General features: G+C 46.6%; 6 protein-coding genes and 1 pseudogene. 4 read left to right on the top strand and 3 right to left on the bottom strand.

Annotated features, from left to right (window positions below; translation table 11 throughout):
- Positions 1-26 precede the first annotated feature (26 nt).
- Entirely contained in the window at positions 27-419 is a 393-nt protein-coding gene (locus ACRAD_RS03750) for a hypothetical protein (RefSeq protein WP_005015692.1), read from the bottom strand.
- A gap of 330 nt (positions 420-749) precedes the next feature.
- On the opposite strand from ACRAD_RS03750, the gene carA reads away from it, so the two are divergent.
- The 4 genes and pseudogenes from carA (at position 750) to ACRAD_RS03730 (ending at position 6,450) form a co-directional block, all read left to right on the top strand.
- Positions 750-1,889, top strand: coding sequence for a glutamine-hydrolyzing carbamoyl-phosphate synthase small subunit (gene carA / locus ACRAD_RS03745; RefSeq protein ID WP_005025041.1), 1,140 nt, complete (start codon positions 750-752; stop codon positions 1,887-1,889).
- A gap of 15 nt (positions 1,890-1,904) precedes the next feature.
- Entirely contained in the window at positions 1,905-5,135 is a 3,231-nt protein-coding gene (carB, locus tag ACRAD_RS03740) for a carbamoyl-phosphate synthase large subunit (RefSeq protein ID WP_005025037.1), read from the top strand.
- A gap of 91 nt (positions 5,136-5,226) precedes the next feature.
- Entirely contained in the window at positions 5,227-5,703 is a 477-nt protein-coding gene (greA, locus tag ACRAD_RS03735) for a transcription elongation factor GreA (RefSeq protein ID WP_005015697.1), read from the top strand.
- A gap of 125 nt (positions 5,704-5,828) precedes the next feature.
- Positions 5,829-6,450, top strand: a pseudogene (locus tag ACRAD_RS03730) (CatB-related O-acetyltransferase).
- 87 nt (positions 6,451-6,537) lie between these two features.
- Here ACRAD_RS03730 and ACRAD_RS03725 read toward each other — a convergent pair.
- Together ACRAD_RS03725 and ACRAD_RS16425 are read right to left on the bottom strand one after the other, a co-directional pair.
- A complete protein-coding gene (locus tag ACRAD_RS03725; protein WP_051005729.1) occupies positions 6,538-6,903 on the bottom strand; it encodes an MGMT family protein in 366 nt (121 codons plus the stop codon).
- 89 nt (positions 6,904-6,992) lie between these two features.
- Entirely contained in the window at positions 6,993-13,847 is a 6,855-nt protein-coding gene (locus ACRAD_RS16425) for an Ig-like domain-containing protein (RefSeq protein ID WP_227548692.1), read from the bottom strand.
- Positions 13,848-13,904 lie beyond the last annotated feature (57 nt).

Below are 13,904 nucleotides of genomic sequence, written 5' to 3'. Positions count from 1 at the left end.
ACTCACTTTTTTATTATTTATTCAACTTAATTATGACGCTGAACCTTATTCCACACTTCAACAGCATTTGCTTTAGAGCGTTTAAATGTCTCGGTAAGGTTTTCTTTATGTTTTAATGAAATCTGGCTGATGTCTGCTTTCAAATCTTGGCTTAATTTGGCAAGCTCATCCACCAGATGAGTAAATTCACTTTTAACCAGATTTTTTAATTCAGAAATTTCTTGGCCCGAAAAGGTTAGTTGACTTTTTAATGACTCTAAACGCGCCCATAACGCCTGGTTGGATTCACGCGCAGGCTCCTGCTGTGTTAACGCTTCTGATGCTGTGTTGACAACTGGTGTAGTCTCAATTACTTCATTCTTTTGTTCTTTAGCCAATGGCTGAGCTGCTTTTTTAGCTTTCTGAGAAGAATTAGTCATAATAATATTCCCTGCTTTGATGAAAATTATAAAATCATCTTAATTTATTGAATAAAAAATGATCTATTTATTGTCTGACAATTATTAAAAATCTTGCTTGCTCTCTCATTCTTTTCTCATGGAAGGCTTGCGCTTGTGTTTATTTGAAGTTACAAGCTCCCTATCTGATATAAACATTATAATTAGCGTGGACTTTTAGACTCTTCATGCGTACAATACGCTGTTAAGTTACAAGCGAGCAGACCAAAAGGAGGGCGTGTTTTTTTTAGACAGCCACCCTTTTTTTATGTCTACTCGCTTTTTTACAGCCTAAAATTCAGGAGCTTTGGTTTGAGCATCCCCGCCATTTTAGCCCTTGCAGACGGAACTATCTTTAAAGGTAAGTCTATCGGTGCATCGGGTTGTACGACTGGTGAAGTCGTTTTTAACACCGCCATGACTGGCTATCAAGAAATTTTGACTGACCCAAGTTATGCACAACAGCTTGTGACATTAACTTATCCTCATATTGGCAATACTGGCTGTAATGCTGAAGATGCCGAGTCCGGCCGTATTCAGAAAGTCTGGGCCAATGGCCTGATTATTCGCGACCTGCCTTTATTACATAGCAACTTCCGTGCAGATATGTCTCTTGGTGAATATCTTGAGCAGAATAATGTTGTTGCGATTGCAGATATTGATACCCGCAAACTGACCCGTATCTTGCGGGATAAGGGCGCGCAGAATGGCTGTATTCTTGCAGGTGAAAATATTACTGCTGAAGAAGCATTAGAAAAAGCGCGGGCTTTTGGCGGTCTTGAAGGTCTAGACCTGGCAAAAGAGTGCTGTGATCCAGAAGGTTTTGAATGGACCGAAGGCTCATGGGCATTAGGTCAAGGCTTTACCCAGCCTGAATTAAAATATCATGTAGTAGCATATGACTATGGTGTCAAAACCAACATCTTGCGTATGCTTGCAGATCGCGGCTGTAAATTGACCGTTGTACCTGCTCAGACCCCTGTTGAAAAAGTACTGGCACTTAATCCTGATGGCGTTTTCCTGTCCAATGGACCAGGTGACCCGGCTGCATGCGGTTATGCAATTAAAGCTGTAAAAACTATTGTCGAAACAACTACACTACCGGTCTTCGGTATCTGTTTAGGGCATCAAATTCTGGCTCTTGCAAGTGGAGCAGCTACCCTCAAGATGGGTCATGGTCACCATGGCGCCAACCATCCTGTACAGAATATTGAAGATGGTACAGTGATGATCACTTCGCAGAACCACGGTTTTGCGGTAGATGAAAGTACCTTACCTGAAGTGTTACGTGTAACTCACCGTTCGCTGTTTGATGGTACAAACCAAGGTATTCATCGTACTGATAAACCGGCTTTCAGTTTCCAAGGACATCCTGAAGCGAGTCCTGGTCCGCATGATTGCGCACCGCTGTTTGATCATTTCATTGAACTTATCGAAGCATCTAAGAAGTAATTAAGGAGCGAAATAATGCCTAAACGTACGGATATTAAAAGCATCTTAATTATTGGTGCTGGCCCTATTGTAATTGGTCAGGCATGCGAGTTTGACTATTCAGGTGCACAAGCATGTAAAGCGCTGCGTGAAGAAGGCTACCGTGTTATTTTGGTGAACTCTAACCCGGCAACCATTATGACCGACCCTGCAATGGCAGATGCTACTTACATCGAGCCAATCACTTGGCAGACTGTTGCCGCGATCATTGAGAAAGAGCGTCCGGATGCGGTCCTTCCAACCATGGGTGGTCAAACTGCGTTGAACTGTGCGCTTGCACTTGACGCAAATGGTGTATTAGAGAAATATAATGTTGAATTGATTGGGGCGACCAAAGAAGCGATCGAAAAAGCAGAAGACCGTAAACTGTTCGACCAAGCAATGCGTAAGATTGGTCTTGAGTGTCCAAAAGCTGCGATTGCAGAGTCAATGGAAGAAGCGCTTGAAATTCAAGCTCGTTTCGGTTTCCCAGTGATTATCCGCCCATCATTCACCATGGGTGGTTCTGGTGGCGGTATCGCTTATAACCGCGAAGAATTCCTTGAAATCTGTGAACGCGGTTTTGACCTTTCTCCGACTAAACAGTTATTGATCGATGAGTCTTTAATTGGCTGGAAAGAGTATGAGATGGAAGTTGTTCGTGACAAAAACGACAACTGTATCATCGTATGTGCGATCGAAAACTTTGATCCAATGGGTGTACACACCGGTGACTCGATCACGGTTGCACCTGCACAAACATTGACTGATAAAGAATACCAATTGATGCGTAATGCATCTTTAGCAGTTCTTCGTGAAATTGGTGTTGAAACAGGTGGTTCTAACGTTCAGTTTGGTATCAATCCAAAAGATGGTCGTATGGTGATCATCGAGATGAACCCGCGTGTATCACGTTCCTCTGCGCTTGCATCGAAAGCAACAGGTTTCCCGATTGCAAAAATCGCAGCGAAACTGGCAGTTGGCTATACCCTTGATGAACTGAAAAATGATATTACTGGTGGTACAACTCCAGCATCTTTCGAACCAGCAATTGACTATGTCGTCACCAAAGTTCCACGTTTCAACTTCGAAAAATTCCCGCAAGCTGACGCGACTTTAACAACTCAGATGAAATCTGTCGGTGAAGTCATGGCCATTGGCCGTAACTTCCAGGAATCTGTGAATAAAGCACTTCGTGGATTAGAAGTGGGCGCTTCTGGTTTTGATGAAAAAATCGAAGTGGGTACTGAAGGTGCACGCGAGAAGATTCTTCAGGAACTTAAAGTTCCAGGTCCAGAGCGTATCTGGTATGTAGCGGATGCATTCCGTCATGGTTTCACTTTAGACGAAGTATTTGCAGCGACCAATATCGACCGCTGGTTCCTGGTCCAGATCGAAGACATCATCAACACTGAAAACCAGATCAAAACTTTAGGTTTCGGTGACTTGAACGCGGACAACATCCGTTCATTCAAACGTAAGGGTTTATCGGACCTGCGCATTGCGAACTTGATGGGTATTTCACAAAAACAATTCCGTAAACACCGTTGGAACCTGGGCGTAACCCCTGTTTACAAACGTGTGGATACCTGTGCAGCTGAATTCGAATCGGATACAGCATACATGTACTCAACTTACGATGAAGAGTGTGAGTCTAACCCATCGAACCGTGACAAGATTATGGTGATCGGCGGTGGACCTAACCGTATTGGTCAAGGGATCGAGTTCGATTACTGCTGTGTACACGCGGCGCTTGCAATGCGTGAAGATGGCTATGAAACCATCATGGTGAACTGCAACCCTGAGACTGTTTCTACGGATTATGACACATCAGACCGTTTGTACTTCGAACCGATTACCTTGGAAGATGTACTTGAAATCGTTCGTACAGAGAAGCCTAAAGGCATCATCGTACAATACGGTGGTCAAACGCCGCTTAAATTGGCTCGTGCTTTAGAAGAAGCGGGTGCGCCAATTATCGGCACATCACCTGACGCGATTGACCGTGCAGAAGACCGTGAACGTTTCCAGCAAATGATTCAACGTCTGCAACTACGTCAACCAAACAACAGTATCGTAAAATCTGCTGAAGAAGGTATGGCTGAAGCAGCGAAAGTCGGCTACCCGCTTGTGGTACGTCCTTCTTACGTTCTTGGTGGCCGTGCGATGGAAATCGTATACAACGACGAAGAACTCAAACGCTACTTACGTGATGCGGTTCAGGCATCTAACGAAGCGCCAGTTCTGCTTGACCGCTTCCTGGATGACGCAATTGAAGTTGACGTTGACTGCGTGTCTGACGGTAAAGACGTTGTGATCGGCGGGATCATGCAGCATATTGAACAAGCGGGAATTCACTCAGGTGACTCAGCATGTTCTATTCCTCCGTACTCGTTATCAAACGAAGTACAGGACGAAATGCGCCGTCAAACCATCGCGATGGCGAAAGAGCTTGGCGTAATCGGTTTAATGAACGTACAGTTTGCGGTGAAAGGCGACGATGTTTACATCCTGGAAGTGAACCCACGTGCATCACGTACAGTGCCTTTCGTTTCTAAGTGTATCGGCGAATCTTTAGCGAAAGTCGCTGCACGTTGTATGGCAGGTCAATCTCTTGAGTCACAAGGCTTCACGGCTGAGATTATCCCTGAGCACTTCTCTGTAAAAGAAGCCGTGTTCCCATTCAACAAATTCCCTGGTGTTGACCCGATCCTTGGCCCTGAGATGAAATCGACAGGTGAAGTGATGGGTGTGGGTAAAACTTTTGGTGAAGCATTCTATAAAGCAGTGCTAGGTGCAAATGAACGTTTACCTGGTCTTCCAACTGAAGGCGAAGTGAAACATGCATTCATCTCTGTACGGGACTCAGATAAACCGCGTGCTGTCGGTATTGCGAAACAATTAATTGACCTAGGCTTCAAGATTCTTGCGACTGATGGTACATTTAAAGTGATTAGCGAAGCTGGTCTTGAATGTGAACGCGTGAATAAAGTGACTGAAGGTCGTCCTAACATTGTGGACCGTATCAAAAACGGTGAAATCCACCTTGTCATTAATACGACTGAAGGCAAAAAGGCACAAGAAGACTCATTCTCGATCCGTCGTTCAGCACTTCAAGGTAAAGTGTATAATACAACTACATTGAATGGTGCGGACGCTGTATGCCAAGCTCTAGCAATTAAATTGCCAATGGATGTATATCGTTTGCAAGACCTAACTAAAGGTTAATTCGCTTCCAAGAAGTCCCGCTACCTTCTTGGTGGCGGGCTTTTTTTTATTTATATATTTTACATCCTTCCACTGACTTTTGAGGGACAACATGCAACGTTATCCTATGACCCCTGAAGGCAAAACTGCCTTAGAGAAAGAATTACACCAGCTTAAAACTGTAGAACGTCCACGTATTACAGCAGCGATTGCAGAAGCACGTGAACATGGCGACTTGAAAGAAAATGCAGAATATCACGCTGCACGTGAACAGCAAGGTTTCTGTGAAGGTCGTATTCAGGACATTGAAGGTAAACTGGGTGCAGCTCAGGTTATCGATATTAAAGATCTTGAGCAGAATGGCCGTGTAGTTTTCGGTGTAACAGTAACTATTGAAAATCTTGATACTGAAGAACAGAAAACTTATAAAATCGTTGGTGATGATGAAGCTGACTTTAAAATTAATAAAATTTCTGTGAACTCACCTATTGCACGCGGACTTTTAGGCAAAAGCGAAGGTGATGAAGCAAAAATTGTTACGCCTCAAGGTGAAGTAGAATATGAAATTGTGAGTGTTGAATATATTTAGTCAAACACGATACACATGAAGCCCCTTTCATCAGGGGCTTTTTATTGACAATATTATTTTCGCTCATCTCAAATTTTAAAATTTTTCAGATATAATCTGCTGCTCTTCAGTATTTAATTTTTCTTATGGATCAGCTGATCAACTCTCCGGTTAAACACTGGTGTGAGTTCGAATTCATCTCGAAGACAGTAAAGAATCCGAATATTCATATTAAAGGCAATTATAGTTATTACTCAGCCTATTGGGATCAAGGGTTTGAACGTTGTGTAGTGCGTTATCTTCATGATAAACCTGCTACCCCAGATAAACCGATTGATCAGCTTTATATTGGTAATTTTGTCTGCTTTGGTGCTGAAAGTGTCATTATGATGGGGGGGTAATCAGCTACACCGTACAGAATGGATTTCAGTGTTTCCCTTTGATACCCGTAGTTTTGTGCCAGCAGGAGATACAATTATTAGTGACGGTTGCTGGATTGGTAGCCGTGCCATGATTATGCAAGGTGTAAAATTGGGAGAAGGCGCAGTAATAGCAACAGGTGCTGTAGTAACTAAAGATGTTCCACCTTATGCAGTTGTCGGTGGTGTACCTGCACGAATTATTAAATACCGTTTTTCTCAAGAAGACATCCAGAAGCTGCTTTCCCTTAAGCTTTATGATATGGACGAAAAGCAGTTATTAAAAATACGCGGGCGACTACAGTCAGATAACGTTTCATCTTTAATAGCATTTTTAAATGAATTTTAATCCGCATCTGATAGAGACTGTATATTAATTTTTATCTTGCTAATTTCCAGACAGAGAGAATTGGGGATCTTAAGTTGATTTGGAAATTCAGGGTAGCCACTGAAATTTTTTTAAGTTTATCTTTCCATTTATGACTGTCAGTCCCTCTTCAATTAATAAAACGGACTGTATATTTTGACCTTGTGTATTTAATTTACTTAGGCTAATTCTACCTTGACTATTAATTACGCGATGCCATGGAATATCAGTTTCTATAGGCAGATTTTTGAGTATATAGCCGACTAATCGTGCATGTTTTGGCAACCCGGCAAGACGCGCAACCTGTCCATAAGTTGCAACTTTACCACAAGGAATCAGACTAATAACTTCTAAAATCTGTCCATATAATTCATGTGCAGAAGAAATAATATCCTCCTTAAAATTTATAACTTTATAAAGTATAAGAAAACTCAAAATTCTAAATAGACTATTACTTAAGTTTAAAAAAATTTTAACTAAAGACAAAAAAGGACCCGAAGGTCCTTTTTTGTTACCTTATATATTTAGAAAATAATTTGGCCATTCTGTAACAGTTCATCCAATGTAATGGCACTTGGCTGATTGGTCAGCTGTAATAATGGAGTGGCAATAAAAGTAGTTCCGGTTCCATCCCGGTCGATGGACAAGGTTACAGTTGATGACGTTGAATTATAGTTTAGCTGGATATATTGTCCCAGATTATTAGCATTAACCTCGCCTCCTAGCAGATCTGACACATCAATCCGGTCAGCCTGGTTATCGGTACGAATATTACCTACATGGAAGTCTGTCCAGGTATCAGTACCATTACCGCCTGTTGCATTAGCGGCAACCAGTAAATCAAACACTACAGTATCAGCGCCTGAGCCACCAGTAATAGTGTCATTGCCTGCACCACCATTAATATAATCATTACCTGCCCCTGCATTTAAAGTATCATCACCATTACCACCTCGCAGGATATCATTTCCTGAACCGCCATTTAACGTATCATTTCCATCATAACCATAGAGGCGCTGAGATACAGTACTATTGCTATTACCCAAGATATTGGCATTAGCATTACCCTCAACAATCGGTGAAGCGCTTCCTGAAAGTAGACCGCCCAACAGATCTACACTTGCGATCTCACCTCGGCTATATGAGGTAGATGAGCCTTGGCTATCTGTAGCAACCACATTCAAATTATTCAGTAAATTCAGATTTAAGATGCCTCCCAGCAAACCACCCGATAATTTGACTGATGCCAAGAATTCATTAATTTCCTGATTATCAAATACCTGCCCTTGTGCAGCTTCAATTGTAATACGAGCTGGACGTCCTAACACAGTGCTACTTTGAGTAGTAACATTATAACCAAACAGATTACGTAACCCTGTTGAGAAGCTAAAATTCTCTCCACCCAGTGATACTGCAGAATTTAATGTAATTTCTACTCTTCTTAAATCGCCATTTGCATCTGCCGCTGCAAATAGTTGCTGATTTAAATCAATCAGACCTGCTACATCTGCGCCTACAACGCCCAGTAGAGCATTACTGTTAACAGCTGCAACAGGTGCAACCTGGCCAATAATATTCAAGTTAAAGTTAGCAGTTGTAATATTACCTGCCGTATCTGTTACTCTAGCCTGCCAAGTATGATTTACACCGGTCGCAGATGAAGACAGCGCTGTGGCAGGCGTATAACTCCAGTTACCACTAGCATCTACAGTAATTGGCGTAGTTATTGTTACACCGTCCTGAATAAGCGTAATGGTACTGTTCGGCGCTGCCCTGCCAAAGATTGTTGGCGTATTATCATCAGTAATCGCACCAGAATAAATATTGCCTTGAATATTACCTACATTATCGCCTGCACCTACGATTGTAACTACTGGCGGTGTAGTATCTAGAGTAATATTACCTAAAGAAGAGGTATTCGCATGATTGGTAGTGTCTGTTACGGTAGCCGTCACATTATAAGTACCATCTGCAAAACCAGCTGGAGGCGTAGCAATCCACCTGCCAGTTGCGGTGTCATACACGGCATTGACGTTCACTCCAGTACCGGAAGCAGATGTATACCTTACCACTACTGTGTTCACATCCGGATCTGCGGTCACCGCGATGCGACCATCTTGGGTGATCAGGTCAGTATTACTGTTACCCGTATCATTAACTAAAGTAACTCTAGGGGCTGTTGTAGAAGTATCTGCAATGTTAATAGTAAGTTTTGCTGTATCTACTGTATTTCCATCAGATAATGTATAAGTAAATACTTCAGAACCGCCTATAGACGCTGGATCTCCATAAGCTGTATAAGTATAGGCTCCTGACGAATTAATGGTAAGTACACCATATAGTCCTTCGACTGTAATATTGCTTCCATTTGATGGAATGACTACGATAGGTCCATCAGCAATTTGTACCTGAGTAATTACACCTCCCTGTGCATCATCTGTACCGCCGTTACTGCTACCCGCACCTGTAATCACATTACCACCTGTTAAGGCTTCATTAGCAAAATCGGTTTCGGTAAGCTGGGTCGTAATATCAGTAGCTTGCAATAGTGTAAGTGTATTACTTAAAAGAGCATCTGCTAGTGAACTCAAGACTGTATTGAGTAATCCGGTAGCAGCAACATTATTCAAAATAGTGACTAATGGATTAATAATCTCATCAACTGGCAAACCATTCAATGTAGTTAAAACAGGAGATAACAGCGTAGTAACTGTTGGCCCTAAAACTGGACCTAATGCATTAGAAACTGTATTGAGTACCAGCGTCTGATTTTCAGGCCCTAAAATGACGCCTGAATTTCCAAGCTCTTGTAAAGATACTCCACCACTATTATCTGAATCTAGCAAGTCAGTTAATGTACTCTCGTCATTACGAACCACAACACGATATGTACCTGGTTGCAAGCCTCTGACTGTAGCAGTTAAAGTATTATCTCCTGTTACACCTAAGACATTTAAACCAAGAACATCACCTAATAGCGAGTTTTGTGTTACTGCAGAATAGACAACATTACCATTTGCATCAACAATATCTAACCGGAAGGCATCTGCAACTGCGGCGAGTGCAGTTTGGCTTATTTCAATATTGAGTACACCAAATTGATCAGGTCCTACAATTACAGTCACACCATTGTCAGTGCCATTATCCGACTCTAATAAACCCAATACCTGAACATCTGTATCGGTCACTTCGGGATAGACTGTAGTGATCTGACTTACAATGTCCAGGTTTACGACATCATCTATGGCATTTGGTGGTGTCAAATCTATTCTTACTGGGTCTGTAGCAACGTTTCCGGCAATATCTGTAGAATTCACGCTAAGCAGCTGGTTATCCGCTACGGAAGCTGTCGGAACATTAAATGTATAGGTGCCGGTTGAACCTACTATCGTACTAACAGGATTGCCCAGATTATCTAAAATTGCTACACCTGTAGTTGTGGTTAAAGTAACAGTAGATCCTACCTCTGCTGTGCCACTCACAATGACAGTCGTCGGATCTGGATTGCCATTATCTGAATCTAAAGCAAAGCGCGCAGTAACCGTAGTGATAGTATCTATAGTAACGCCTACCGCATTAGTTATACTGCTGTTGCCATTAACATCAGTCACGACAGCTCTGTATTGATAGGTGTTATCTGCGACTCCAGTCTGTGCGGCTGTTGTTGCCACCCAGGTATTTCCGCCATCCGCAGAAATCTGGTAGACCACGGTAGAACCTGTTTCCTGACCCGTTAATGTCAAATTAAATGTATTGTCATTACTGATTCCATCAGAGAGGCTGATGCCTGTATCGGAGAAATCTGCCAGACTCAGGCTTCCAGGAATTGGTGCAATATTATCTATTGCAGTCGCGGTATCGGTGGCAATGTTGCCATTAATATCGGTTGCGGTGGCGGTGTAGTTACCGGCGAGAGCTGGCGCGGCAATGCTGCCACTGATGCTGCCATCTGGCGTCACTGTGACCGGCACTGCTGCTCCATCCGGGCCCCGTACGGTTACACTGGCACCCGGTTCGGTGGTACCGCTGAGAGTGGCACTGCCATCAGCATTGATCACCACATTCAGCTCTACGGCTGGTGGCGTGCTATCTGTTGCGGTCGCGGTATCGGTGGCAGTGTTGCCATTAATATCGGTCGCGGTGGCGGTGTAGTTACCGGTGAGAGCTGGCGCAGCAATGCTGCCACTGATGCTGCCATCTGGCGTCACAGTGACCGGCACTGCTGCTCCATCCGGGCCCCGTACCGTTACACTGGCACCCGGTTCGGTGGTACCGCTGAGAGTGGCACTGCCATCGGCATTGATCACCACATTCAGCTCTACTGTCGTAATAGTATCTATAGTCAAAGTTGCTGTATCTGTACCCGTATTACCTGCCTGGTCTATGGCTCTTACAGTAAGGTTATATGTCCCGTCCTGTAATACCGGCAAAGTATTATCTGCTAAAGTCCAGGTGCCATCACCGTTATTTACGGCTTCATAATCAGTACCATTGAGAGTAACCACGATTCGTGCGGTAGTATCATTAACCGTACCACTCAACGGTGGGGTATTATCTCTGCTGGAACTATCATCCAGCACCACCACTGGCGCTGTAATATCAGCTGAAACTGTACCGCTACCCGATAATGATGCATTCCCTGCAGGATCTGTTGCTATTGCAGTAATAATATCACCATTAGCAAGACCACCCGGGTTAGCTACACTCCAGCTGCCACTTTCATCTGCAAGTGCGGTAGCGATCGTGCCATCTGGGAAGGTAACAGTGACAGTAGCCCCAATTTCTGCTGTTCCACTAATCGGATCAGTTACGTTAACCGGATCAAGCTCAGGAGCATCTGGAGCAGCTGTATCTACAGTGACATTAACTGTATCTGTGACACTGCTGTTGCCATTAACATCAGTCACGACAGCTCTGTATTGATAGGTGTTATCTGCGACTCCAGTCTGTGCGGCTGTTGTTGCCACCCAGGTATTTCCGCCATCCGCAGAAATCTGGTAGACCACGGTAGAACCTGTTTCCTGACCCGTTAATGTCAAATTAAATGTATTGTCATTACTGATTCCATCAGAGAGGCTGATGCCTGTATCGGAGAAATCTGCCAGACTCAGGCTTCCAGGAATTGGTGCAATATTATCTATTGCAGTCGCAGTATCGGTGGCAGTGTTGCCATTAATATCGGTCGCGGTGGCGGTATAGTTACCGGCGAGAGCTGGCGCGGCAATGCTGCCACTGATGCTGCCATCTGGCGTCACAGTGACCGGCACTGCTGCTCCATCCGGGCCCCGTACCGTTACACTGGCACCCGGTTCGGTGGTACCGCTGAGAGTGGCACTGCCATCGGTATTGATCACCACATTCAGCTCTACCGCCGGTGGCGTGCTATCTGTTGCAGTCGCGGTATCGGTGGCAGTGTTGCCATTAATATCGGTCGCGGTGGCGGTATAGTTACCGGCAAGAGCTGGCGCGGCAATGCTGCCACTGATGCTGCCATCTGGCGCCACTGTGACCGGCACTGCTGCTCCATCCGGACCCTGTACGGTTACACTGGCACCCGGTTCGGTGGTACCGCTGAGAGTGGCACTGCCATCGGTATTGATCACCACATTCAGCTCTACCGCCGGTGGCGTGCTATCTGTTGCAGTCGCGGTATCGGTGGCAGTGTTGCCATTAATATCGGTTGCGGTGGCGCTGTAGCTACCGGCAAGAGCCGGCGCGGCAATGCTGCCACTGATGCTGCCATCTGGTGCCACATTGACCGGCACTGCTGCTCCATCCGGACCCTGTACGATTACACTGGTGCCCGGTTCGGTGGTACCGCTGAGAGTGGCACTGCCATCAGCATTGATTACCACATTCAGCTCTACCGCCGGTGGCGTGCTATCTGTTGCAGTCGCGGTATCGGTGGCAGTGTTGCCATTGATATCGGTTGCGGTGGCGGTGTAGTTACCGGCGAGAGCTGGCGCGGCAATGCTGCCACTGATGCTGCCATCTGGTGCCACATTGACCGGCACTGCTGCTCCATCCGGACCCTGTACGATTACACTGGTGCCCGGTTCGGTGGTACCGCTGAGAGTCGCGCTGCCATCAGCATTAATGATTACTATAAATTCTAAACTTGGAGCTGTAATGTCTGCATCAACCGTCGCGCTGGCCGGGGCCGAGCTGTTGCCGGCCGCATCGCTGGCCACCACGCTGATTTGCTGGCCATCGCTCAGGTTGCCCGGGTTGGCCACGCTCCAGTTCCCCGTAGCATCTGCCACGGTGCTGGCCGTGGTGCCGTTCGGATAGGTCACCACGATCCGTGCACCCGCCTCTGCCGTGCCGCTGATCGGGTCAGTGACATTGACCGCATCCAGCAGCGGTGCTGCCGGGGCGGTGGTATCAATGCGGATGCTGCCGGTCACTGCACTGCGGTTCCCCGCCGCATCGGTGGCTGTTACGGTTACGTTAATCAGGCCTTCCGGCAGGACCGCGATGATGTTGTCAGCCAGGCTCCAGCTGCCGTCGCCATTGTTGATGGCCTGGTAGGTGCTGCCGTTAATGCTGACTTCAATCCGGGCTGCCGGGTCATTTACCGTGCCACTCAGGCCCGGGGTGGTGTCATTGCTCAGCAGTGCATCCAGGCTGACCTCAGGTGCGGTGATGTCTGCATCAACCGTCGCGCTGGCCGGGGCCGAGCTGTTGCCGGCCGCATCGCTGGCCACCACGCTGATCTGCTGGCCATCGCTCAGGTTGCCCGGGTTGGCCACGCTCCAGTTCCCCGCAGCATCTGCTACGGTGCTGGCCGTGGTGCCGTTCGGATAGGTCACCACGATCCGCGCACCCGCCTCTGCCGTGCCGCTGATCGGGTCAGTGGCATTGACCGCATCCAGCAGCGGTGCTGCCGGGGCGGTGGTATCAATGCGGATGCTGCCGGTCACTGCACTGCGGTTCCCCGCCGCATCGGTGGCTGTCACGGTTACGTTAATCAGGCCTTCCGGCAGGACCGCGATGATGTTGTCAGCCAGGCTCCAGCTGCCGTCGCCATTGTTGATGGCCTGGTAGGTGCTGCCGTTAATGCTGACTTCAATCCGGGCCGTCGGGTCATTCACCGTGCCACTCAGGCCCGGGGTGGTGTCATTGCTCAGCAGCGCATCCAGGCTGACCTCAGGTGCGGTGATGTCTGCATCAACCGTCGCGCTGGCCGGGGCCGAGCTGTTGCCGGCCGCATCGCTGGCCACCACGCTGATTTGCTGGCCATCGCTCAGGTTGCCCGGGTTGGCCACGCTCCAGTTCCCCGCAGCATCTGCCACGGTGCTGGCCGTGGTGCCGTTCGGATAGGTCACCACGATCCGCGCACCCGCCTCTGCCGTGCCGCTGATTCGGGTCAGTGGCATTGACCGCATCCAGCAGCGGTGCTGCCGGGGCGGTGGTATCAATGCGGATGCTGCCGG

Origin of the sequence: Acinetobacter radioresistens DSM 6976 = NBRC 102413 = CIP 103788 (assembly GCF_006757745.1) — a bacterium.
GTDB classification, from domain to species: domain Bacteria; phylum Pseudomonadota; class Gammaproteobacteria; order Pseudomonadales; family Moraxellaceae; genus Acinetobacter; species Acinetobacter radioresistens.
The sequence above is the reverse complement of the archived record's forward strand: the minus strand, read 5'-3'. Positions and strand labels throughout refer to the sequence as shown.